Consider the following 24976-nt stretch of genomic DNA (forward strand, 5'->3'; position numbering starts at 1 on the left):
CCTTCGTATGCGCTGATAGTGTCCCAGTATCAGGCGTCTACCCGCGCCGCAGCCACGGATAGCCGACTATCGGCCGCTTGCGGGGCACCCCACCCTCCCCCGCCTGGCGTCTCCACGATGACGGTTTCTCCTGGGGCCAATGTGACCGATCCCTTGCCCGGCAGCGCAGTGACCTTGCCCTGCCTGTCCCGCACGGAATTTTGCCCGGTGGCGCCGGATGCTCCGCCATGCAGACCGTAGGGGCCTGTGAGACGCCGGTCGGACTGCAGCGAAACACGCGCCTCGTGATCGATAGCTGTAATGGCACGGATCAACCCTTCACCGCCGGCATGATGACCGCCGCCGCCCGAACCTTCGCGAAGTTCGTAGCGTTCGACGCGCAGAGGATAACTGATTTCGAGCGCCTCGACCGGTGTGTTGAGCGTGTTCGACATATTGGCATGGACGCCATGCATCCCCTGGCCGTAGGGACGCCCGCCCTGTCCACCGCCAATCGTTTCGATATAGGTGTAGGGCCGAGTGCTTCTGGGATCGCGTCCTCCTATGCCAATGAGGTTCATCGTGCCTTGGCTGGCGGCAGCAATACGATCGGGAGCGATCTGGGCAAAGGCGCGCAGCACCGTATCGGCAACCCGTTGGGTCGTCTCCGTATTGCCGGCACAGACAGCCGCCGGCGCACGGGCATCGAGGAAAGAGCCGAGTGGAATGCGGATTTCCACAGGACGCAGCACGCCGGCATTGGGCGGAAGCGTCGCATCCGTCAAAATCTTGATGGCGTAAAACACTGCCGAATGGGTCATGGGCTTGACCGCGTTGACATTGCCGCGCCGCTGCGGTGCGGTTCCCTCGAAATCGAAGACGAGCCGTTCCGGCGACACTTCGACAGCGACCTTGATCATGACCCGTTCCGGGCTGGACCCATCGTCATCCAACCAATCGTTCGCGACATAGCGCCCCGGCGGCAATTCGGCGAGACGCTTCAGCATGCGTCGTTCCGAATAGGCGAGAATGGCCGACAGCCCTTCCTTCAGGCCTCCGACACCAAAGCGCGCGGCAAGTTCGTGAATTCGGGTTTCGCCCACGCGCAATGCCGCAAGCTGGGCATTGAGATCGCCCCGCCGCTCTTCCGGCGTGCGCACATTCGCAAGCACCATGCGCATGATACCGCTTTGCTCCACACCACCGTCGTAAAGGAGTACGGGCGGAATGATCAGACCTTCCTGGTAAATCTCGGTGGAACTTCCCGGCATGGAGCCTGGCTCCATGCCGCCGACATCGGAGTGATGGGCACGGCTGGCCACATGGGCGACCAATTCACCCTCAGCGAAGACCGGCGCGATCAGCGTGATGTCGGGCAGATGAGCACCGGCGATGAACGGGTCGTTGACGATGACGACGTCACCTTCTTTCAGCGCCGGCAGCTCTGCAAGCGTAGGGCCGACGGCCTTGAGCATGGAGCCCAGATGGACAGGAACATGCTCCGCCTGGGCGACTAGTTCCGCCTCGGCGTTGAAGATGGCGCAGGATGCATCCATGCGCTCCTTGATATTGGGAGAAAAGGCGGTGCATTTCAGCACCACTCCCATTTCCTGTGCGGACGCCTCCAACGCGTTGCGCAATACTTCAAGGCGGATTGGATCGAAATTGCTCATGCTGCTACCTCAACAATCAGACTGCCGGATGCATGAACGGTCAGACGATCACCCGGATAAAGGACGGTGGTGGAGGAGACTTCCTCGATAATGGCGGGACCGGCGATGACGTTGCCCGCCTTGAGCATGTCGCGGGCGTAGACCGCAGCGGTCTGAAATGCGCCATTGGCGCCGGTGTCGCCGGGCTCATAGTAAACCTGCCGGTCGCCGATGCGGGCATCTTCAGAAGGAACGGGACCACCCCGCTCCAGCTCCGGCAAGACCGGCGTCTCGATGCGGCCGATGCCTGTCACTCCGAAGCCGGCGATCTCGAGAGCCGCACTCTGGTCGGCATGGCCGAAGCGAGCGCGATGCGCCGCGTGGAAGCGGTCGGGAAGAATTGCCCACCAGCCCGGCTTCATGGGATCAACCGTGACTGGCAATTCAAAGGACTGGCCGCGGTAGCGCATATCGATGCGCACTTCCATCTCGCGATTTTCCCGGGCAACGCCGTCGTGGTCCAGATGGGAGTCGGCCCGGTCCGTCAGGCGCCTGATACGAGCTGAGGCTTCAGTTTCCGTCATCGCCTCATAGGCAACCACATGAGTCTCGACGAAGTCATGACGCAAATCCGATATCAGCTGGCCGAGCGCACACAGAATACCTGGAGTGGGGGGCACCATCACGCGCGGCATTTTCAACTCACGGGCGACAGGGCTGCCATGCATGGGTCCGGCGCCACCGAACGGCACCAGAGCAAAGTCTCGAGGATCGTAACCACGCTCGACGGACACCACGCGGATACCGCGCACGATATTGGCATGGGCGACCCGCAATATGCCCGCCGCCGCTTCGTAAACATCGAGCCCCAGCGGCTTGGCAATGACCGTATCGATCGCTTTCAGCGCACCATCGAGATCGAGTGTCATCGTGCCGCCCAGTCGTGACTGGGGCGAAAAACGACCAAGCACCAGATTTGCATCGGTCACGGTGGGCAAGGTTGCGCCACGCCGATAGCAGACTGGTCCGGGTACCGCTTCGGCGCTCATCGGGCCCGCTCGCAGAGCACCGCCCTCGTCGATCCAGGCGATGGAGCCACCACCAGCGCCGATAGCATTGATGTCGATGACCGGCAACCTGATCGGTACTGTTTCCAGGTTGGCCGAGCGGGTTATTTCCGGCCGGCCGCCGCGAATGAGGCTGATATCGGTGGACGTCCCGCCAATATCCATGGTGATGATATCGGCAATCCCAGCCAGCTTGGCGACATGGGCGCTCGCCACCACGCCGCCTGCAGGACCGGACAGAACGGTATGGACCGGCTTTAGCCGCGCGCCCTCAAGGCTCATCAAACCTCCCGCGGCATCCATCACCATGACCGGACGGTCAGCCGCAAGGCCCAGGCCCTCCTTCTCATCCTGCAACATGCCCGAGAGCGAGGAAAGATAGCGGTTCATGACGGGGCGAAGATAGGCGTTGAGAACTGCCGTCGAACCACGCTCATACTCGCGGAACTCTGCGTTGACCTCGACCGAGGCAGAAATCGCCACATCCGGAAGCATGTCGGCTAGAATATCGCGCGCCCTCAATTCATGAGCGGCATTGGCATAGGAGTGAAGGAAGAGAATGGCGACAGCCTCAACGCCTGCCGCTTTCATGGCCGCGCCAGCCTCGCGCACATCGGACTCGTCAAGCGGCTGCAATTCCTCGCCTGTCGGCAGGATACGGCCGCGCGCGGTGAAGCAAAGCTCGCGCGGGACGAGCGGCTCCGGCTTTACCTTGGTGAGATCGAACAGCGTCGGGCGGTTCTGCCGACCGATTTCGAGAATATCGCGAAAGCCGTGATTGGTAAGAAACGCGGTCTTTGCACCATTGCGCTGAATGACGGCGTTGGTCGCAGTCGTCATGCCATGGCCGACATAAGCAACATCCGCGCCGGTCCCGCCTTGAAGGCTGAGCGCTATGCGTAGCCCTTCCAATGTGCCGAGCGCCCGATTGACGGGCGTTGTGGAGACCTTCGAGACCGTGATCGTCCTCGTCTTTTCGTCATAGGCAATGCTGTCGGTGAAGGTACCACCGACATCGGAAGCAACGCGAATATGGGGGGTCATGATTAGCTCTTGTGTAACAGTAACGTTGTCGTTACAAAAACAGAAGTACAGGGCCCTGTAAAGGGTTTTTACCGGCTGAAGTTCGAATTTCATCGGTGTGGCACGAAGTGGCACACGACAGGCCAAAAAGTGATATTCAGCACTGATCACAGGACCAGATGTATGGACGACGACGCTCAGATCCGAAAACCGAGAAAGACCTCCTCTGGAACGCACGCTGCTCGCAGCATGCGCACCCGCCAGGCCATTCTGGCGGCGGCTTCGGGAGAATTTGTTGCGCACGGGCTTGAGGGCGCGAATATGGAGGCGATCGCGCATGCAGCGGGCGTGAACAAGGCGCTGATCTACCGTCACTTCTCTCGCAAGGAACTGCTGTTCCGCCATGTTCTGGAAGATGCCTACAGGGCGATGCGCGATGCGGAACAGGCGTTGGACATGCCGGCGGATCCCGTTGCGGCACTGGACCGCCTGACCGCCTTCACCTTTGACTACTACAGCGAAAACCAGTCTTTTCTGACGCTCGTCGGCATCGAAAACCTGCATGGCGGCGAAAACATCCGCGAGTCCGATCGCGACATCGTGCATGCCGGAAATATCTCCCGCATGGTTGCCGGCATTCTCGAGAAAGGCGTGGCCGCGGGCCTTTTTCGGCAGGGCCTCGACCCGGTGGAACTCTGGCTTTCGATCTCCAATCTCTGTTGGGCCACCGTTGCCACAGTTCACACAATACGCTTTACCTTCGAGCGTGACGTTCTGTCCGAACCGGCACGCAGTGCACGGCTTGCGCATATCCAGGAGATGGTACGGCGTTACGCCCTGTTGCCGAACCACTTGTAAGGCAACGACTCTGTCATCAGTGCGATGCAGCGCTTCGCCTCCTCGTCCGAGACACTGTTGGCCAGCGCCAGAAGCGAGACACCTGTTTCGCCGTAGCGGTTGTCGCCGGGAGCGGGCGCGAATGCCAGTGTCCAAACCTCGTAGCCCGCCGCCTTGCGGGTGCCGATGACATAGCCCTTCTCCAGGAACATCTCGATCTCGGCTCGTATCGTATCCGTTTCGATCTTCCATTCCTCGTAATGCGGCGCGTTGATCTCGAGAATGCGCTCGCGCGACTCCTTGTCGAGCCGTGCAATCATGCAGACACCCGCGTGGCCTATGCCGAGAGGAAGACGTCCACCGACGCCTGAAAGCAGTGGCTGAACGGGGGCTGCACTCAACTGGAAATCGAGGCAGACGGATTCGAAACCCGAACGGGCCATGAGGAAGCTCGATATGCCAGTCCCAGCGGTGACGGAAATCAGCGCGGGCCGGAAAAGATCCACCAGATCGCCAATGCCCGGCACGCGCTGCGCCAGGGCGTAGATGGCATTGCCCAGCCGATAATTGCCGCGACGACCACTCTGCTCGACGAAGCCGTAATGAGAAAGCCCTGTCAATGCGCGATGGACAGCGGACTTCGCATCGCCGATATCTTCGGCGATCTCCGCCAGGCTCATACCCGCGCGCCCTGCATTGCCCAGCGAAAGCAATATTTCCGCACCGCGTTCGACATTGCTGGAAGATTGCTTGGCCATCCGGTTCCTCGATCTCCAGTGAATATAACATGGATTAAAATCCGATTATTGGAACCGATAGAAAAAGGAAGATCGATAGTCAAGCGCAACAATGAGTTGCACCGATGGGAAAGCCGATCAAAAGAGGCCCGAGTTTCAGCGCGCCGAAACCCGGGCCAGGCGGGAAATCAAACAGTGTAGACGGACTTGGCGATGTCGAGCGGAATGCGCCCGTCCCGAATGTCTGCAGCAACGGATGCGGGAGCCCGCTCGCGCGGAGCGCCATATCCACCAGCGCCGGGTGTAATGATTTCCAGCACGTCGCCCTTATGGATATCGCCGGCGCCATTGACCAAGCGATCAGGTGCGCCGATGACGGTGAATGAGCCGCAGGCGCCCGAAAGACCGCCTTTCAATCCCCACGGGTGCGAGACGAAGCGTGAACCGCCCACCGACACCCGGCAGTCCGCCTCGGCGCGGTAGACCCTGCGCAAGCCCATGCCGCCCCTGAACTCCCCGGCACCGCCCGAACCATCCACCAGCTCATAGGCAACCAATGTCAGCGGATACTCGGTCTCCAACGATTCCAGCGGCAGATTGGATGTGTTCGTCATGTGGACGTGGACGCCGTCAAGGCCATCCTTGTTGTGCCGCGCGCCAAAGCCCCCGCCAATCGTTTCGAGGTAGACCCAGAGACTGCCATCCGGGCGTGTCCCGGAAAAACTTGCGACGGCGACAGAACCGTTGCAGGCCGCAGTGACGCGGTCCGGCACGACTTCTGCCAGTGCGCCGTGGATCAGATCCACCACCCGCTGGCATGCCGCAATGCGACCATCGACGGCAGCGGGGTGCGCGCAATTCAGCAGCGTCCCTTTTTTCGCGGTCACGTGGATTGGCCTTGCCAGCCCGGCATTGGGAAGGACTGTCGGGTCGACAACCGTCTTTACCGCGTAATAGACAGTGGAGAGAAGCGCGGTATAGACCACGTTCAAGCCGGCACGCACCTGCGGCGGGCTGACGAAGCCGAGATGTATCTCGTCTCCCTTCACGGTGATGGTGACGGAAAATTCCAGCTGCTCGCGAAGTGACTCGGCATCGAACAGATCCGAAAAACGATAGGTCCCGTCCGGTATTGAGGCGATACCAGAGCGCATTTTTCGTTCGGCATAATCCATCAACTCGCGACCAGCTGCGAGAACCGTGTCGGTCGAGTATTTCTCGCACAGTTCCTTGAAGCGGGTGACGCCGAGACGGTTTGCTGCCATCTGCGCGCGAAGATCAGACATGCGCTCATGCGGCACTTGGCAGTTCAGCAGAAAGAGCTTTTGGATGTCTTCCTGAAGAATTCCTTCGCGGTAAAGCCGAACCGGCGGAATGCGCAATCCTTCCTGATAGATATGCGCATGGCCACGATCGGCGAAGTCGGAATGGTGAGCCGTGTTGATAGCCCAGGCCGTCAGCTTGCCTTCATGGAAAATCGGCTCGGCGAGCACGATATCCGGCAGATGCGTGCCGCCGCCCTCATAGGCATCGTTGCCGATGAAAACATCCCCGGGCGCAAGGCTGCCCGCATCCACATGGTCGAGAATATAGGGAATGAAACCGATGAACGACCCAAGATGCATGGGAATATGCTCTGCCTGGCAGAGCATATAGCCGGCCGCATCGAACAAGGCGGTGGAGCAATCGCGCCGTTCCTTGATATTTGTTGAGTAGCTGGCGCGAACGAGGGCCTCGCCCATTTCTTCGACCGTGGAGGCGAAAGCACTGCCGATGACTTCGACTGTAATGGGATTGAGCGTCGAGACAGGTTTCTCGGCAATAGCGGCGTTGGTCATCACTTCTCCTCCACGATGAGATTGAGATAGGCATCGACCTTGGCGGTGTAGCCGAGGGGCAGGACGGTGGTGGAATCCATCTGATCGATAATGGCGGGACCGACAACGATATTGGCGGGCTTCAGCAGGTCGCGATCATAAAGCGTCGCTGACGTGAAGCCGCCCGCCTCCGCCATCCATACGTCGCGCGTGCCGGTGATCGCAGAAGAGGAGTCTTCCCCCTCCATCGGACGGGGCTTGAACGCCGCCTTCTCGACGCGGCCGCTTGCCGCGAGGCGGTAGGTAACGAGTTGAACGGGCTCACCTTCGGCAACGAAACCATAGAGCTGACAGTGTGCCTGCTCGAAACGGTCGTTGATCAGACGCAGGGTTTCGGACGTGATCGGTCCATCTGGAAGAGCGACTGCAATCTCGTAATTCTGGCCGGCGTAACGGCAATCGACGGTACGGTTGACGACCCGCGCCGGGATCAGAATTTTTTCCCGCTCGAACCATATCTCGGCCTGTTCTGAGAGAGCGTCATACAATGACGAGATCGTCGAAGCCTCCACATCATCGAGACGGTGCAGAACGGTGGCTGAAAAATCCGTTCTCAGATCCGTCATCAGCAGACCGAGGGCGCACAGGACGCCCGGCGTCTTCGGTATGACGATACGCTTCATGCCCAGCTCTCTGGCAAGGCGCACCGCGTGTACCGGACCAGCGCCGCCGAAGGCCACAAGTGCGTAATCGCGCGGATCATGCCCGCGCTGCACGGAGATGACGCGGATGGCCTTGGCCATATTGGCCGTGACGATATCGAGAATACCGTTGGCGGTTTCCAGAACACCCATGCCGAGCCTGTCAGCCAGCTTTTCGACGGCCTTTACCGATAGGGACCGGTCGATCTTCATGCGACCATTGAGCAGATATTCAGGATGCTGTGTTTGCAATACGACATTGGCGTCCGTCACCGTCGGCTCGTCATTTCCGAGGCCGTAGCAGGCGGGACCAGGATTGGCTCCTGCCGAACGTGGCCCCACCTTCAGGTGATTGCCCGAGTCGATATAGGCGATCGATCCGCCACCAGCACCGACGGTGTGGATATCGAGCATAGGCGCCTTGATTGGATATCCATGCACGACGGACTCGTTCACCACCCGGCAATGACCATCGGCGAGAAGCGCAACATCGGAGCTGGTTCCCCCCATGTCGAAGGTGATGAGATTGTCGATGCCAGTCATCCGGCCGACGGCCTGCGCGGCGACGACACCGGTGGACGGACCGGACAGCACGGTGCGAACCGGCATTTCCGCGGCGGCATCGAAGCTGATGACCCCACCGTTGGATTGGGTTAGCTGCGGTGCCACAGCAATTCCGAGATCAGACAGCTTGCCGGAAAGCGCCTTCACATACCCTTGCATGACGGGCCCGAGATAAGCATTGACGACCGTTGTCGACAGGCGCTCGAATTCGCGGAATTCCGGCGCGATCCGGTGCGAAAGCGAATGAAAGGCTTCCGGAAATTCTTCTTCGAGAATACGCGCCGCGATCTTTTCGTGCTCGGCATGGCTGAAGGAATAGAGGAAGTTGATCGCAACGGCCTTCACGCCCGCAGCCTTCAGGGCGCGGACCGCGTCACGCAGGCTCACTTCATCAAGCGGCGTCTCGACTGTGCCGTCTGCCAGTACCCGTTCGGAAATACCGAAGCGGAGATGCCGTTCCACGAGCAATTCCGGCTTTTCCGCCTGCAGATCATACAGATCGGGTCGCTTCTGGCGTCCTATTTCCAAAAGGTCGCGAAATCCGCCCGTGGTCAAGAGCCCGGTCTTGACACCTCGACCCTGGATGAGGGCATTGGTGGCAACCGTCGTCCCATGACCAACATAGGACACCTCACTCGCCTGGATACCCACGCGCTCGATACCATCGGCCACACCTTGCGTGATCCCGCGGGAGGGGTCATCCGGCGTCGAGGAGACCTTCCAGATCATCAATTCACCCGTCTCGTCCTCGAACAGACACACGTCGGTAAAAGTCCCACCTGAATCCACGCCAACACGCCAAGCCATGGTCGCTCCTTTTTCGATATCGCCCAGCGACCCTTCCCCTGAAGCCAGTGGCCGCGGCATTTTCATGAAAGCGCCGGAGGCCGAGAGAAAAAGCCACGGCACCTGAACACGGCAGATCGATGATCTCAGTCCGTAACAAAAGCCTAAGGCGGGCCGTTCTTCCTTGTCAATCAAATTCCATTATTAAGACCAAAAGAATAATGATATTCCTATAATGACAATAAGAAGCGGTTGAGGCACTTATCTCGGCCAACGGACACTTCTTATTCCGATAATTGGCATAATATTTATCTGCTGGACTAATTAATGGAATTTCACTTGACACCCCGAAAAGGGTCTCTTTATTGTTTTCCATAACGACGAGACCAATCCTGCACGCTCAGTTCGGACTGGCAAAACCAGAAAAAGGGGCCGCAGACACGTCACGCCGGCTGGCAAGCATGTATCAACACATAATGGGGAACTAACCATGATACTCGATCGCCGTACCCTTCTAAAACTCACTGCCGCTTCTGGTGCCGCACTTGCGATGGGTGGTGCGCCGCGTGCGTTTTCCGCTGCAAGCTCCGACACACTGCGCATCGGTCTTTCCACCTATCCGGCTCATCTCAAGCCCTGGGTGAATGTCGGCTATGCCGGTCAACTCGTATCATCGCTGATTAATCGTTTCCTCATGGCCTATACGCCGGACGGCAAGCTGGTTGGGGAGCTGGCTGAAAGCTTTGAGCGCGACGGCGACCGCAGCTGGATCGTCAAACTGAAAGACGCGAAATTCTCCAACGGCCAGCCGGTAACCTCCGCGGATGTCGAATGGAATATCGAGAAAATCAAGGCAGAGGGTTCCGGCGCGTCGACACGCGATTCCATGCTGGATGTCGAGAAGGTTGACATCGTTGACGAGCGCACCTTCAAGCTGATGACGAAGCTACCAAATGCCGCGCTCCCCGCGCTCTTTGCCAATCCTTTTCTGCAGATTATCGCCAAGGGTTCGACAGATACGGAAGACCACGGAATAGGCGCCGGGCCATTCACCCTCACCAATGCGGAAAAGGGCGTTGGTTTTGATTTCGAAGCGTCGCCGCACTATTTCAAGAGCGGGCTGCCGACATTCAAAAAAGCGCGCGTCACTGCTTATGCGGATGAAAACCTGCGCGTTGCCGCCATCACCGCCGGCGACGTCGATGTGATCGACTACGTTCCCTGGAGCGCGATGGACCAGCTCGAGAAGGACGCCAATGTGAAGCTCGAAACCGTTGCGACGGGCGCCTTCATGTTCCTTTCCTTCAACGGCGCAGGCGTCTTCAAGGATGCCCGTCTGCGGCGCGCCGTGGCACTGGCCATCCGTCGCGAGGAAATCGTCAATGGCGTTTTCTTTGGTCGCGGCGCCGTGCTTGGCGGCGTTCCCCGCTCGCTGACGACACCTTACTACAATGCAGAACTGGCCAATGGCCAGACCTATGACCCCGACAAGGCAAAGGCTCTGATCAAGGAAGCCGGTGCAGAAGGCGTGACCGTAAACCTGCTTTCGACGGCACAATACGGCATGCACCGGGATACTGCCGTCATCGTCCAGGGCCATCTCGCCGAAGTCGGGATCAATGTCACGCTGACCATGCCCGACTGGTCCACCCGCGTCACCATGGGAAATCGCGGCCAGGGAGACTTTGCCGTCCAGGGCCTCGGCCTCGAAACATTCGATCCGGATGCGGCGAGCTCGTTGATCGATCCGACGCTCTCTCCGACTTTCTTCCGCTCACGCAATTTCGAGGTTCCGGGGCTCACCGAGCTGCTGGCGAAGGGACGTGCCGAGTTCGATCTCGAAAAGCGCAAGGCAATCTACGCGCAAGTCGACAAGCTGGTGATCGAATATACGCCCTTCTGCGGTCTCTCCTATCGCGCCACAGGCTTTGCGCATCTGAATCAGGTCAAAGACTTCCACATGCTGCCTGACCAGATATCTCCTTTTTCTGGGCGTCTCTTCGACGAGCTTTCGATATCATAACATCCGGGTCGGCCGGTCCTTGACAAGAGGACCGGCCGTCATCTCTTTTCCTCCATGCAGCACGGTCGAGATGGCTGAAGTCCGTCCTCCCCGCATTGCATGGCAGATCCGTGGAGGATTGCCCTCATGTTCTGGTTTCTGCAGCGAATTGCCATTTCCCTGGCGCTGCTCTGGCTCGTCACCAGCCTCGTCTTCCTTTCCATCTACATGGTTCCCGGAGACCCGGCAGAGCTTCTGCTCTCCGGCGATGGCATGACGCCCGACCCCGCATCGATCGCGCAGCTGCGCAGCGACCTTGGCCTTGATCGTCCCATCGCCGCCCAATATGCCGATCGCCTTGCAGGACTGATGCGTTTTGATCTCGGCAACTCCATGATCGACGGGTCGCCTATCGGTCCGGAGATCGCCAAACGTTTGCCCCGCACACTGGAACTGGTCGCAGCAGCTGCCCTTCTCAGCCTGCTGGTCGGCATCCCGACAGGCGTCGCAGCAGGATTGCGGCAGGGCAGCAGATTTGATCGTATATCGAACGTGCTTGCGGGCTTTGCTCAGGGTATTCCTGTCTTTGTTGCCGGAACGATCATCATCCTGCTCTTCGCTCAAATATGGAAATTGGTGCCGGCTGGAGGCTATGTCGATTTCAGCGTTGACCCCGGCAAGCATCTCATCCTGCTGGCAATGCCGGCTTTTGCCATCGCTCTCGGCCTTGCTGCGATCGTCATTCGTATCGCGCGCGCCGCGGTATTGGATGTTCTGCCGCTCGATTATGTCCGCACTGCCCGCGCTAAGGGATTGCCGCAAAGGCGGATCGTTGTGCGTCACGTTCTTCGCAATGCCCTCATGCCGGTCATCACGGTCTTCGCGCTCAACCTCGGCGGCCTCTTCGGCGGAACGGTTCTTGTGGAATATGTTTTCAACTGGCCGGGACTGTCCGGCATGCTGGTGAGTGCCGTCAATTCACGCGATTATCCAAGCGTCACGGCTGTCATTCTGGTGATCTCCGCCATGTTCATCACGCTCAATCTCGTCGTCGATATCGTCTACGGCATTACTGATCCGAGGGTCCGCAAATGACGCGCTCACTCCGTCTCATCTGGCCGGTGCTGCTGACGCTCATGGTGATGGCGTGCCTCCTCGCTCCTGTCCTGCCGATCCCAGATCCGCTGAAGATGAACATGGGACAGCGGTTTGCCCAACCCTCCGCTGCTTTCCTGCTCGGGCAGGATGAGATGGGCCGCGACGTTTTCTCCCGTCTGCTGTTTGGTGTTCGTATCTCGATTTTCATAGCCTTGTCGACGGCGCTCCTGTCGGCGATCGTTGGCACGGCGCTTGGTATCTTCGGCGGCTATATGCGTGGCTTGTCGGAAATCTTCACGCTCCGCGCCATGGATATCGTCTTGTGTTTTCCGCCACTTCTCCTTGCGATGCTCGCGGTCACGCTCTACGGCCCCGGTCCGATAACGCTGATCCCTGTCCTGTCGGTGGTCTTCGTTCCCGGCTTTACCCGCGTCGCCTATGCCAGTGTGCTGACTGTACGCTCCCAGGACTATGTGGAAGCCGTGCGGGCCATGGGCGCGAGCAATGGCCGGATCATGGTGAAGACCATCCTTCCCAATATCATGGGCCCTCTGCTGGTCCAGGCAAGCTTCGTCACCGCGGCCGCCGTCGTTCTGGAATCGGGTCTTTCGTTTCTCGGATTGGGGGTCGTACCGCCCTCCCCGTCGCTGGGACTGATGATCGGGACCGGGCGCGCGGCCATCGCGCATCAACCCATGCTGCTGGTTTGGCCGTGCCTTGCGCTTGTGGCGATGATCCTGATCCTGAACGGTGTTTGCGACCTCCTCCGAGACTGGCTCGATCCACGCTCTTCCGCCGCATTGGGCGGCGTCGGCAAACCCGGCGCCTAAGGGAAAAAGACACAATGACCGAAGCCACCCCTCATCCTGTTCTCTCGATTCGCAACCTGAAGATTTCCTTCCTGCGCGAGGGCAAGTTCAATGCCATCGTTCGCGACCTCAATCTCGATATCAACGCGGGCGAAACGCTTGCAATCGTCGGCGAGAGCGGTTCGGGAAAGAGCGTATCGGCACTGTCGGTGATGCAACTGCTGCCGGAGAATTCGAGTCAGATCGAAGGTTCGATCAAGTTGAATGGGGAAGAGCTGATCGGCACCTCCCCCGCCGGGATGCGGACGATCCGAGGCAACCAGATCGCGATGATCTTTCAGGAGCCGATGACGAGCCTCAACCCAGTGCTGACGGTCGGTGAGCAGATTGCTGAGCCGTTGATCGCCCACCGTGGCATCTCAAAGAAGCAGGCGCGGACAGAAACAATCAAGCTGATGGAAAAGGTACGCATTCCGTCAGCAGCCAGGCGCATCGACGATTATCCGCATCAATTTTCAGGCGGTATGCGCCAGCGCGTCATGATCGCGATCGCCTTGGCCTGCCGGCCGGCTCTCCTGATTGCCGACGAACCGACGACCGCTCTCGACGTGACCATCCAGGCGCAAATTCTGGACCTCATCAAAACCCTTCAGGAAGAGGAAGGCACAGCCGTTCTGTTCATCACCCATGATATGGGGGTCGTTGCCGAAATCGCCGATCGCACAATGGTCTTGTATCGCGGCGACCAGATCGAAGCGGGCGCGACGTCCGATGTCTTCGCTGCGCCCAAGCGCCCCTACACCCGAGCCCTGTTGTCCGCCGTGCCGCAGTTGGGCTCCGCCGGTGAAGGCGGGCCGCGGCCCTTCCCCATCATCGATATGGAGACAGGTCTTGCTCTGCCGGTCCCAAGTCGGCCAGATACGGTCGATACGTCGGGTCCCCCGCTGCTTGAAGTCGAGAAGCTGTCCGGTCGCTTCGAAATACGCTCTCCCTATACCCGCATGGTGCAAGCGCGTGTTCACGCCGTGGAAAATGTCAGCTTTTCTTTGGCACGAGGGGAAACACTTGCCATCGTCGGAGAGTCGGGTTGTGGAAAATCGACGACGGGACGCCTGCTCGCCGGATTGAACAGCCCGCACTCCGGCTTGATCCGGATCAATGGCAACGAGGTTAAGTCCTTTCGCCGTGCCGATCTGTCCCGCCAGGTGCAGATGATTTTTCAGGACCCGTTTGCAAGCCTCAATCCGCGGCTGACAGTTGAGAATGCGATTGCGGAACCGCTGCTCATCCACGGACTGGAGACGCCGAGGAATGCGCGCAAGCTTGCACGCGATCTGCTCGGTGAAGTCGGGCTTTCGGCTGATATGGGAAGCCGCTACCCGCATGAATTCTCCGGTGGGCAGCGCCAGCGTATCTGCATTGCCAGAGCCCTGGCACTTGAGCCCGGACTGATCATTGCAGACGAAGCGGTTTCGGCACTCGATGTTTCTGTCAAGGCGCAGGTCGTGAACCTGATGCTCGATTTGCAGGAAAGACTGAAGCTCGGCTTTCTCTTCATTTCCCATGACATGGCCGTGGTAGAACGCATCAGCCATCGCGTGGCAGTCATGTATCTGGGAGAAATCGTCGAAACCGGACCTCGCGAAGCGGTCTTTTCCAACCCGCAACACCCCTATACGCGCCGGCTCCTATCGGCTGTTCCCGTACCAGACCCGTCGCGCAGGCGGTTGCGCCGTAAACTGACGATCGGCGAGCTGAAAAGCCCCATCCGCAACAAGGATTTCAACCCTCCTGCACGCACCTATCAGGAAGTCTCGCCCGGACATGTTGTCCAGGTTTGGTCGGGAGACTGGAGCTGAGGTTCAGGCGATCGAACCGCTTGCCACCTATTCACGAACGAACCCATCGCCTGAACGGCAAAGGGTCGGCTCGGTACATTCAGCTCACAGTATCTACTCAAACCACTATGCGTTTAATCGGATGCATAGCCCCGCTGCTTTGAGATATTTTTAGCACGTGGTTCTCTCGAAGAGATTGCAGATTGATCCGAGAACATTTGAAAGGGTCTTGAACATTCTTGCGGCTGCGGCGCGCAGGTGGGCCGTAATCTTGGAGAAAGCATCTCAATGGGATTGAGATCGGGGCTGTAAGGCAGCAGGAACAGGAACCAAGCGCCTGTTCTTTCAACGCCTGTGCCGCCTTAGTGCTCTTGTGAACCGCGAGATCGTCGAGGATAACCGCGTTGCCTGTTTGCGCTAAAAATAAAAAATCCCGGAGTATCGGTGGTCCGCCGGTAGAGACGTACACCGCACCATTCTATCTTGCAGCGACAGAGCCTTTCCCAGGCAATCGTCTCTATCGAACGGTGCTGCACAGAGACGAGTCGAAACACCGTCCCTGGGCACAGAATGAACGTCGTCTAGTTCCCTTAAAGCCTGTCGCGATCTTTCAATTCGCTCATTACGCTTTGGTTCTTTGTTTTATCTCATGTCGTTATTGCAAAACCCCGGCACAGTTTTGCGCGACATACCCTAGAATTCTTCCCAGCTTTCAGCGGCAGCCTCCCCGCGCAACCCGACACCACCTGCCACTTTGGCGAGGAGACGCCGCGCTGACGATTGCGTTGCCCTGTGGTCATAGCGGACTGCCTCGGGCCGGGCTGCGGCGGTCTGCCGGGATAGCGTTCCGCCTGTCTCGAACTGCGCGACCAGCCGGCGCAGCTTATCTGCTTCGTTGGCAAGCGAGGTACTGGATGCGCTTGCCTCTTCCACCATCGCGGCATTCTGCTGGGTTGTCTGGTCCATCTGGTTGACGGCGGCATTGACCTCTGAGAGACCGAGGGACTGCTCCTGTGCAGACGTTGCGATCGCATCCATGTGGTGATTGACAGTCGCCACATAGTCTTCGATCGCTTTCAAAGCGGACCCGGTTTCCTGAACCAGTCTGACACCGCCCTCCACTTCCATCGATGAATTGCGGATCAGCCCTTTTATTTCTTTCGCCGCCTGCGCAGAACGCTGTGCGAGTTCGCGGACCTCCTGCGCCACCACGGCGAAACCCTTGCCTGCTTCGCCGGCACGAGCCGCCTCTACACCGGCATTAAGGGCTAGCAGGTTGGTTTGAAAGGCGATTTCGTCGATCACACCGATGATGTTGGATATCTGGCTCGACGACGTCTCAATGCGCTTTATGGCATCCACGGCGTCCGCCACCACGACCCCGGATTTGCGCGCCGCCTCATTCGCATCGATCGCAACGGTACGCGCTTCCTGAGCGCGCTTGGTTGAACTCGAGACATTCGCCGTAATCTCGTCAAGAGCCGCAGCGGTTTGCTCAAGCGCCGCAGCTTGTTGTTCCGTCCTCCTGGAAAGATCGTTGGCAGCCTGGCTGAGTTCACGTGATCCGTCGTCGATTGCAGTGGTCGCAGCCGCGACGGAAACCATTGCCTGCCTCAACTGCGTCACCGCTGCATTGAAATCTCGCCGCAAGCTTTCGTATTCATCGGCGAAGGCTTGGTCGAAGCTGAAAGTCAGATCGCCCTCGGCAACCTGCTTGAGACCCTCCGCCAGATTTTCGGTGGCGTGACGCATCTCGTCGTTCCGCTTGGCATCACGCTCTGCACTGCGACGCCGCTCCTCCTCGGTTTCACGACGATTGCTTTCAGTCTCCTTTTCCAACGTGCGCGCGCGCAGGCCATTTTCCTTGAAGACCTGCACGGCTGCGGCCATCTTTCCGATCTCGTCAGGGCGTCCAATACCGGGAATGACGGCCTCGAAGTTGTCATTTGCAAGACTGCTCATCGCCGATGTCATGGCGCTGATCGGGGCCGCGATGGAGCGGGCCACATACCACATTGTAGCGACACCGAAGAGCAGGACTGCGAAACCTACGGCCGCCAGCATCCAGCCGTCACGCGTACTTGTCTGCGCAAGCGTATGATCAAGGTCGGTAGCTTTGGCGAGCGCGACCTCGACGGGAACCTCGATCATGACGGACCAGGGCGTTTTTGTCCGTCCGATCATGATCGGCGCGATGGCACGCAGGTCCTTTTCGTCGTTATAGACATTGGCTTCACCGGCCTGGATTTTTTGAAGGACGGCGCGAAGTTCAGGATCGTTGCGGTCAAATGGTTGACCGATGAGGTCCGGATTGCGGCTGGAGGCGACGATCAGGCCCTTGTGGCTGATAATTTCCACGACGGCCCGGCCACTGTAGATTCCGGCTTTTACGGACTGTGCCAGTTCCTGAACGAAAGACAGGTCAAAATCTGCGCCGGCTACGCCCGCGAAGCGGCCGTTGACCGTCATCGGCACCGACATGGTGGCAAGATAGACATTCTTGCCTTGAACGACATAGGGCAATGGATCGAGAATGCTCTCGCCCCCACCGCTCTGGGGACCGAGATACCAGCCCCCTTTCGTGACGCCATTGGGATGTAGATCCCGGCTGTCATATTCCACCAGAGGCTGGATATCGATCTGACCCGCGGCGTTTCGCGTCCAGTAGGGCAGAAAACGGCCCGTCGCGTCTGAGCCAGCCTTGCGATTGTCCTTGAAACGCTCGTCCATCCCATCCAGAGCACCCGGTTCCCATGCACTATAGGTGCCGTTGAACGCTGGATTGTCCTTCAGCACATTCAGCAGGATCTGATTGAGGCGACCTCTGCGCGTCTCTGGGGGAATAGATGCATCGCCGTTCGTCAAGGCTTCGAAACTACGCGCCATGTTACGGGCGGCATCGAAAGCTTCGTTGAGCGACCCCTGGATCTTACTAGCCTGTGCTGTGGCAAGGCGCTGCAGGCTTTCCTTCGTCAAGTCGCGCGTCAACTCCGACACGCTCTCTGCGACCACCGCTTGACTGTTCTGCGTTGCTATAAGGCTGTAGGTCAACAGTCCACCGACGGCCGCGAGAACACTGAAGGCGGATAAGACTGCTATTTTACTTTTCAGGGAACGGAACTGCATAGGATTTCCTCTCGTTGAATTCGAGATAAATTCCGAGCGAAACGTCTGATGAATGGTTAACGTCGAATATCAACGGTGAATTCCATAAATAGAAATTCAATATAAAAATCATTACATTGCTAAAATGATCGTCTGTTCGTCTCACAATTGGGTCTTTTACAGGGAAAGTATTTTATAAAAATTTGATAATTGTTATATCGGCATCTGCGCTTCTTTTTAGAAGACATTGTCTATCTGAAATCATTAGATGATTCACAACGGTGGTTAAACGCCAAGGTTTATTTAATGATTTCTTATATTGAGCTTTGAACAAGCGCTAGACGAGACATCGCCGGGGCACGCGATCCGAAGCACCCCCCTCACACATCGAGAAGCGCGATCCCCAGATCAGGCCGTTTGCGTCGACGCAAAGCGACAGCACTTTCGCGGATGATGATTTCCAATGTCGGATGAACGATGCCACTGATGAAATGCCCTCCTTTGGTTGAGCCATCGGCAAAACCGAGAACAGCATGCATGTGGACGCTGGCCTTTCCTTCGTCATCGACGGCCACATCCCCGATGGCGCTTAGAACTTCCGATTGGGTATCGACCGGAATGTCGATATAGCGTTTCTGAGCGAAGTCGAAAAAGCCGAGCTTAGCGCGTTTAAAAGCACCGATTGCGGTGAGTGAGGCTCCGGTGATGTTCTGCTCCTCGCAGAATTTGGTGATGGCGCCAAACGCCTCTTCGCCATCGTCCAGGACGAGCACGAAGTTGCGTTCGCTCCATCGATCGCTTTTACCCAGTTCTTTGCTTTGCATGTGATTGTCTCTCTGCCGATAGGACCTGAAGGAAAAATGGCCATGTGCGTTCGAAGTTCCTTGAGAGGAACGATGTCATAGCGAAGCTCGTTGAAGGGGGATCGATCAGAGGAGGGCCAGATGGCACATATCGAAGACGACACCACCAAGGTTTGGGATCTGGCTGAAAAGATCGGCTTTTGCATGCTGACAACGCAGACCGGGTCCGACCTTCGCGCACGACCCATGGCAGCGCATGCAGAGCGATTGGAGAATGCTTTTTACTTCCTCACCGATGTTGCTAGTCACAAGGATGAGGAGATCGCCCGACACCCAAATGTCTGCCTCGCCTTCGCCGACTCGAAGGGACAGAAATACGTTTCGATTTCCGGCACCGCTGAAGTTCAAAACGACCGTGAGCGGATCCGAGACTTGTGGTCGACGCCGGCGAAAGCCTGGTGGGACAGTGCAGAAGACCCGTCCATTCGTGTCCTGAAAGTCATGCCTTCCTCCGCTGAGTACTGGGACAGCCCCGGCACCGTCATTAGCTACATCAAGATGGCCGCCGCAGCCGTCAGCAACACCCGTCCAGATATGGGCGAAAACGCCAAAGTCGATATGTGAAACCATTATGGCCAGCGACGATCCGCTGGCCATTTTCTTGCAAGCCTGCACATGGCTCTCAGCCCAGTATCACGCTGATGCAACCTTCATCTTCAGGCTGGTTTTCGGTCTCAGCGTTACCTTCATCAGCGGCTCGGGCGTGATGCCGTCTGTTCTCAATCGCAGCTTCTGCAAGATAACAGCCAAAACCGCGACGGCTTCCATCACGGCGAAAGCGTTGCCGATGCACACGCGCGGGCCTGCCCCAAAAGGCATATAGGCATAACGGTGCCGGGCCTTCGTCGCGTCAGTCAGGAACCTGTCGGGATCGAATTTCTCCGGTTCATTCCAGATCGCGGCGTGGTGATGGACGGCATAGATCGGAACGAACATGACGGTGCCTTCCGGCACAAGATAATCTCCAAGCTTGAAGTCCTTTAGCGCCGTTCGCGTAATGATCGGCGCTGGTGGATAAAGCCGCATTGCTTCGGAAAACACCTGCCTCGTGTAATTAAACTCCCCGATGTGCTCCGGCCTCACCTCCCCGCCTCGCGTGACCTCTTCGATTTCCGCCAACAGCCGGGCCTCACATTCGGGATTCCGCGCCAGAAGATCGAAGGCCCAGGCGAGACCAAGAGCTGTCGTTTCATGGCCGGCCGTGATGAAGGTCATGAGATTATCGATGATCTCGACATCGGTCATCATACGCCCGGTTTCGGGATCGCTCGCGGAGATCAGCATGGAAACGAGATCCTGACGATCTGACGGGTTACGCCGGCGCTCTTCCAAGACGCTCATCAGGCTCGAGCGCAAAAATTCCACCGCCCTTATGGCCCGCTGTCTTCCCGGATAGGGAGTCCAGTCCGGTGCGCCGACGACGCCAAGTGCAAAGGTCCAGCCGCTAGGGCGAAGATAATCGGTGATGCTGCGCTCAACCCGTTCAACATCAATGCCATGACCACCGGACATCATCGTTTCGACAATGATATCGAAGGTCGTCTTCATCATCTCGTGGCCAATATCGACCGTTCCACCTTGGTGACCCAACAATCGATCGCGCGTTTGTCTGGCAGCGTCGAGCATGGCGGGTTGAAGTGCCGTCAAGGAAGATGGGCGAAACGCGCTGGCGACTGACTGGCGTTGCCATTTCCAGTGTGCTCCGTCGGCCGTCAATAGTCCTGACCCAAGCGCGGGGCCAAGTGCACGACGAACCTGATCGCCCTTTCCCAACACATCCGCATTCTTCACAAGTGCTTCATGGATAAGCGCCGGGTCGGAGATGTAGATGCTGACCCGCCCGGCGACTTTTGAAAACACCAGCGGTTCGGTGAAGACTGCCGGTGGCAGTGCTTCGAGTGGGTTGCGGATAAGCGCCAGCAGCGCTCTGGCCGTCGACGCTTCCGTTACAGGTCCCATGGGCTTCAGTGATACGCTCTGGTCGTTCAATGGGCTGCTCCGTGTCATTGCTCTTCTTGTTTCTGATATGGGAAGCCCAATGCAGATTGCGAAGGGATGGTGTGTCTACGGTACTGGTTTTGATCTCGGTCGTTGTCTTCGCCCTTTTGGTTCAGCAGGCCGAATATGCGGCATGTTAGGTGTTCTTCAGCAACGAAGTGGTGCTGGGCCCAGGTTGGCTGACATTTTGGACCTGAGAAGCGCCATCAGCATCGGTTTCACACTGAAGCTGTTGCTATGCTTCTTTTTGATCAGGCTTCGTAGATAGCCACCGGCGGAATTGATCTGTCCAGATCTCTCCAGAATACACGCTATGATTGCACTTGTGGCTTGTGGGCCTACCTGTCTCTCTGCTTCATCGTAAGCCGATTGACTGATAGAGAGCATGGTTTTCACCACATTGGCTGCAGTTTTGAGGTCCATCCAACTCCTCACAGTGCCATTGGGGCCGTAAAGCGCGATCTCAGGGCATGCTCGTAGCACCGTCTGGAGATCATATTTCTCTTCGCTGAGGGTTCCCTCGCTTTTCGAGGATTGGTTTGCGTTGATCGCCAATGGGCGTGCCTCCACCGTTTCCGCTTCCGGAGCGTCCGCGTTTTCCACAGGGCTACCATCTTCAAAATAGGATTCGGATTCTGAACTCTGTATAAGCCGCTCATTTTGATAGGCATTGGCGCTTATTTTTTCGATTTCTAGCTGTTTTTCCAAAAGCTTAGCAATATCATCCCGGATTTCGCTCAGTTCATCGAGAATAAGGTTGAGCTGCGGTGCCTTTGTCTTGCGATCCATCTTTGCAGTGATGACGATTTGACGTGCGTGAAAGACCTCCAGTCGATCTTGGTCGATGCAGTCCGCAAGAAGTTCGATGAGTTTGACAATGTCACGCCGGCACAGGCTGATTTTTTCACGCATCCGCTGGAGCTGAAGGCGCTCCTCGGCCAGCATTTCCGCAATGGCCTCGATTTGGTCAAAGCGTGCGATGAGAGGTGCGAGCGAGAATCCGAAAGCATCGCAGATACTGCCCGCGCGGTTCTTTCTGGCATAGCGTTTTCCGTTTGGACTATCCTTGCGCAGAATGAGACCAGCGTCGACGAGTGCTGCAAGATGCCGGCGCAATGTCTGCTCTGACATTCCATGGGCCCGCAGTGACAGTTGCTCGTTGGATGGGAAGACCACCAAACCATGTTCGTCGGATAGTTCTGTTTTCGGGTAAAAGCTGAGAAGCGCATTGAGAACGGCAAGAGACCGGTCCGAAACGCCTAGGACGGTTCTTGCTTCACAGATGCGACGGAAGAGTTTCCACTTGTCGATGGAATGTTCCGTATTGATGCGTTGAGACGCAAATTGGTGTGCGAGTTGGGCATAACTAACCCCTCGCCGCCCAAAGGGCGTCGTTACAGTATCGCTATTCATGTCTTTCACCTTCAAAAAGGCAAAAGAAAATCGCTCACCGAAAAGAATTCGATGCCAAGACTCTTGACTATGATTCGCGGAAATGAGATTCTTCGGGTGCTTAAATCAAAGAAAGGCTTCCGCGCGGCAACGTTCGGGGGCTTTTTTCTTTTGGGCCAGATGCTCCTGTTTCTGTTTCACTCGTTGGTTTCGTTAAAGCGCGTCGAATCTTGATAAAGCCGTCTCGCGCTTGGATGTCGTGTTCGAACCTGTCGCTATCGCAAAGCCTTGGTTGACCTCGCGCAACTGACGGGCACTATTGTTTAGAGCGGTGCTCCTCAAACAGAGCCTGCAGGTGCTCCAGAACGAAAGACGCGAACTCAGGAGCTTCCTTACGGTCGATGGAGATATCGATCTTACGGTCCGTCTCGACGATCTTCGCGAGTTTTTGACCGCTCTTCGACGCTAGAACACCGCTGCGCTTGGGTTCCACCTTCGGCTTGAGATACTCCAGCAGAGCCTTGAAACGTTCTTCCGAGGCGAGCCTTTCGATGCGATCGTCCTCAAGGAAGGACCGTGCGACATCATTCACCTTGGATGACGTCAACTGATCAGCGAGATCCATCCAGTTGCGACGACCGACGCCAGGAGCAGGACCAACCTTGTCCACGATATCATCGGGAATGCGGCCTACGACCGACAGCATGTTGGAAAGATCGCTCTTATAGAGAGACATCGCCGCCATGATGGTCTCACGCGAAAACTTGAGCTGCAGCTTCTGTGCAAAGCGCGCTTTCTCGATGTAGCTGAGATCGCGGCGTTCGTTGTTTTCCTGGCCTTGCGCCACGACAAGCTGCTCGTCTGTCAGATCACGAACGACGGCACGAACAGGAATACCGATTTCCGCGACAGCACGCAGACGACGATGTCCGAAGGCGACCTGATAGCGGCCGGGCCTATCTGGATGCGGGCGAACCAGGATCGGGACCTGTTGGCCCTGCTCACGAATGGCTTCGACCAGACCCACATCTGCCTCGCGCGACGCCGGCATGCGGTCGGGAATAAAGGATGGATCGATATCGGCAGGATCAAGCGCAACGATAGCCAGGCCTTCAGCCAGCTTCTTTTCGATTTCTTCGGCACGCTTGCTGCGTTCGGAAACCTCGTTGAGGGACTGACCTATCATTCCAACCGGCGAGTTCACGGTGTCGGTCACCAGATCCGGCGAACCGAGAATAGGCCGAATACGTGGGCGCGGACGGTCCGCAGCGGCTTCGTTGTTATCGGCACCGGTGCCGCCGAGATTGGCGAAGATTTGCTTTCTGCTCATGCGGTTCTACCCCACGCTTTTTTTATCAGGCCTTCAATTTCGGCATTTACGTTAGTCATGGCTTCCAAGGCACGGTCATAGGTCGACCGTGTGAAGAGGGTCCGTTCAACTTCAAACAGGGTCTGATTGGTCAAACCGGCGTCGGAGATCGCCGTGCTCTTCAGCATTGGATGGTTCAGAACGTTCTCACCGAAGATGGAACGGAGGAACGCCACCATCTGGTTTTGTGGTCCGTCGCTCGGTTCGAAGCGGGTCACGAGATAACGCATCCAATGGTAATCCGAGCGCGCACCGGCACGGCCGATTTCAGAGAGAAGATCGCCGGTCATTGCCAGGAACTGGTTCATCGACATCACGTCGAGCATTTGCGGATGAACGGTCACGAGAACCGAGGTCGCAGCTGTCAGGGCCGAGAGTGTCAGATAACCAAGCTGCGGAGGGCAATCGATGACAACGACGTCGTAGAAGTTCTGCACCTGAGCGATTGCCTGACCGATGCGGGCGAAGAACAAAGTGTCGCCAGGCGCGCGGCGCATCAAAGCACGAGGCGTGTCATGCTCGAACTCCATAAGCTCCAGATTGCCAGGAATGATGTGGAGGTCAGGGATGTAGGTGCCCCTGACAATTTCTGCCACCGGACGCTGTTCATCGTCGTAGCGGATGGCACCATATAGTGTTTCGTTTGGACCGACATCCAATTCAGGCTGGTGACCGAAGAGGGCGGACAGACTGGCCTGCGGGTCAAGGTCGATGGCGAGAACGCGATAGCCGCGCAACGCCAGATATTGAGCGAGATGCGCGGAGGTGGTCGTCTTGCCTGAGCCGCCCTTGAAATTCATGACTGCGACGACCTGGAGCGCCTCACCTTCACGGCGATGCGGAAGATAGCGGCGTGTACCGCGTGCACCCTGATCGAGGTGTTTGCGGATCGCGTGGATGTCATCGACGGAATAGCTTCGGCGACCGCCGCTCTGCGATGCGCTGAGGTCCGGCATCTCGGCGGCGATCTGGCGAAGATAGGCCTCACCAATACCGATCAGCTTTGCTGTCTCGGAAGGAGAGAATGTGCGCATGGTCTTTTCGGACAACGGCGCAAATGTGTGAGCATTGTGCGCCTGAAGCTGTGCAGACAAAGCTGCCGAATGCTGTAAGATGAGGCTCGTGAGATCGGGCGCTCTCTCAGCAATGTTGGGGTCAGCACCAGGTGTCATTTCTCTCTTTTCCGCTCGTTAGATCAGTTGCGGTTTTTTCCGTCGAAATCGGATTTTTCCGCAACTGGAATATAAGCGCCGATTCTCTTTTTGACGCAATAGGCATTTCTTAAGCCAAACATGAATCTTTCCAGCGTCATACAACGGCATTTTGAATCAGAAATAGA

17 protein-coding genes are annotated in these 24976 nt (G+C 57.6%); 6 read left to right on the forward strand and 11 right to left on the reverse strand.

Annotated elements, in window-relative coordinates:
* Positions 1-29 precede the first annotated feature (29 nt).
* Together ACTJKV_RS12915 and ACTJKV_RS12920 are read right to left on the reverse strand one after the other, a co-directional pair.
* Complete coding sequence (locus tag ACTJKV_RS12915; RefSeq protein ID WP_440598803.1) at positions 30-1652, reverse strand: hydantoinase B/oxoprolinase family protein; 1623 nt, start codon at positions 1650-1652, stop codon at positions 30-32.
* Positions 1649-3742 carry a hydantoinase/oxoprolinase family protein gene (locus tag ACTJKV_RS12920; RefSeq protein WP_440598804.1) on the reverse strand — a complete coding sequence of 698 codons (2094 nt, stop codon included), beginning with the start codon at positions 3740-3742 and terminating at the stop codon, positions 1649-1651. The genes ACTJKV_RS12915 and ACTJKV_RS12920 overlap by 4 nt, the downstream gene beginning before the upstream one ends.
* A 162-nt stretch (positions 3743-3904) precedes the next feature.
* Between ACTJKV_RS12920 and ACTJKV_RS12925 the strand changes: the two genes are divergently transcribed.
* Complete coding sequence (locus ACTJKV_RS12925) at positions 3905-4579, forward strand: TetR/AcrR family transcriptional regulator (protein WP_062600397.1); 675 nt, start codon at positions 3905-3907, stop codon at positions 4577-4579.
* Here the strand turns inward: ACTJKV_RS12925 and ACTJKV_RS12930 are convergent.
* From ACTJKV_RS12930 to ACTJKV_RS12940, 3 genes are all read right to left on the reverse strand, one after another.
* Entirely contained in the window at positions 4552-5316 is a 765-nt protein-coding gene (locus tag ACTJKV_RS12930) for an IclR family transcriptional regulator (RefSeq protein WP_440598805.1), read from the reverse strand. The two genes, ACTJKV_RS12925 and ACTJKV_RS12930, sit on opposite strands and share 28 nt — an antisense overlap.
* A gap of 167 nt (positions 5317-5483) precedes the next feature.
* Positions 5484-7133 (reverse strand): hydantoinase B/oxoprolinase family protein, encoded by a 1650-nt coding sequence (locus ACTJKV_RS12935; RefSeq protein ID WP_440598806.1) that lies wholly within the window; start codon positions 7131-7133, stop codon positions 5484-5486.
* Entirely contained in the window at positions 7133-9184 is a 2052-nt protein-coding gene (locus tag ACTJKV_RS12940) for a hydantoinase/oxoprolinase family protein (protein WP_440598807.1), read from the reverse strand. Before ACTJKV_RS12940 ends, ACTJKV_RS12935 begins: the two co-directional genes overlap by 1 nt.
* Positions 9185-9653: 469 nt before the next feature.
* Between ACTJKV_RS12940 and ACTJKV_RS12945 the strand changes: the two genes are divergently transcribed.
* The 4 genes from ACTJKV_RS12945 (at position 9654) to ACTJKV_RS12960 (ending at position 14931) form a co-directional block, all read left to right on the forward strand.
* Positions 9654-11186 carry an ABC transporter substrate-binding protein gene (locus ACTJKV_RS12945; protein WP_440598808.1) on the forward strand — a complete coding sequence of 511 codons (1533 nt, stop codon included), beginning with the start codon at positions 9654-9656 and terminating at the stop codon, positions 11184-11186.
* A 126-nt stretch (positions 11187-11312) separates the two neighbouring features.
* Positions 11313-12260, forward strand: coding sequence for an ABC transporter permease (locus ACTJKV_RS12950; protein ID WP_440598809.1), 948 nt, complete (start codon positions 11313-11315; stop codon positions 12258-12260).
* Positions 12257-13093 carry an ABC transporter permease gene (locus ACTJKV_RS12955; protein ID WP_112953430.1) on the forward strand — a complete coding sequence of 279 codons (837 nt, stop codon included), beginning with the start codon at positions 12257-12259 and terminating at the stop codon, positions 13091-13093. Before ACTJKV_RS12950 ends, ACTJKV_RS12955 begins: the two co-directional genes overlap by 4 nt.
* Positions 13094-13107: 14 nt before the next feature.
* Positions 13108-14931 carry an ABC transporter ATP-binding protein gene (locus ACTJKV_RS12960; RefSeq protein WP_440598810.1) on the forward strand — a complete coding sequence of 608 codons (1824 nt, stop codon included), beginning with the start codon at positions 13108-13110 and terminating at the stop codon, positions 14929-14931.
* A 672-nt stretch (positions 14932-15603) separates the two neighbouring features.
* Here ACTJKV_RS12960 and ACTJKV_RS12965 read toward each other — a convergent pair.
* Both ACTJKV_RS12965 and ACTJKV_RS12970 read right to left on the reverse strand, forming a co-directional pair.
* Complete coding sequence (locus ACTJKV_RS12965; RefSeq protein ID WP_440598811.1) at positions 15604-18036, reverse strand: methyl-accepting chemotaxis protein; 2433 nt, start codon at positions 18034-18036, stop codon at positions 15604-15606.
* A 359-nt stretch (positions 18037-18395) separates the two neighbouring features.
* The gene (locus tag ACTJKV_RS12970) at positions 18396-18839 is read right to left on the reverse strand and encodes a PPC domain-containing DNA-binding protein (RefSeq protein ID WP_440598812.1); all 444 of its coding nucleotides are present in this window, start codon (positions 18837-18839) and stop codon (positions 18396-18398) included.
* A 120-nt stretch (positions 18840-18959) separates the two neighbouring features.
* Between ACTJKV_RS12970 and ACTJKV_RS12975 the strand changes: the two genes are divergently transcribed.
* Positions 18960-19442, forward strand: a complete 483-nt coding sequence (locus ACTJKV_RS12975) for a pyridoxamine 5'-phosphate oxidase family protein (protein WP_062423616.1) — start codon at positions 18960-18962, stop codon at positions 19440-19442.
* 69 nt (positions 19443-19511) lie between these two features.
* On the opposite strand, the gene ACTJKV_RS12980 is transcribed toward ACTJKV_RS12975, so the two are convergent.
* From ACTJKV_RS12980 to repA, 4 genes are all read right to left on the reverse strand, one after another.
* Positions 19512-20885, reverse strand: coding sequence for a cytochrome P450 (locus tag ACTJKV_RS12980; RefSeq protein WP_440598813.1), 1374 nt, complete (start codon positions 20883-20885; stop codon positions 19512-19514).
* Between the two features lie 138 nt (positions 20886-21023).
* Positions 21024-22289, reverse strand: a complete 1266-nt coding sequence (repC, locus tag ACTJKV_RS12985; RefSeq protein ID WP_440598814.1) for a plasmid replication protein RepC — start codon at positions 22287-22289, stop codon at positions 21024-21026.
* A gap of 295 nt (positions 22290-22584) precedes the next feature.
* Entirely contained in the window at positions 22585-23598 is a 1014-nt protein-coding gene (gene repB, locus ACTJKV_RS12990) for a plasmid partitioning protein RepB (protein ID WP_440598815.1), read from the reverse strand.
* Positions 23595-24809 (reverse strand): plasmid partitioning protein RepA, encoded by a 1215-nt coding sequence (gene repA, locus ACTJKV_RS12995; protein WP_082479330.1) that lies wholly within the window; start codon positions 24807-24809, stop codon positions 23595-23597. The genes repB and repA overlap by 4 nt, the downstream gene beginning before the upstream one ends.
* Positions 24810-24976: the final 167 nt, after the last annotated feature.

The sequence above is a fragment of the Agrobacterium sp. 22117 genome (genome assembly GCF_052045735.1).
GTDB classification, from domain to species: Bacteria; Pseudomonadota; Alphaproteobacteria; order Rhizobiales; family Rhizobiaceae; genus Agrobacterium; species Agrobacterium cavarae.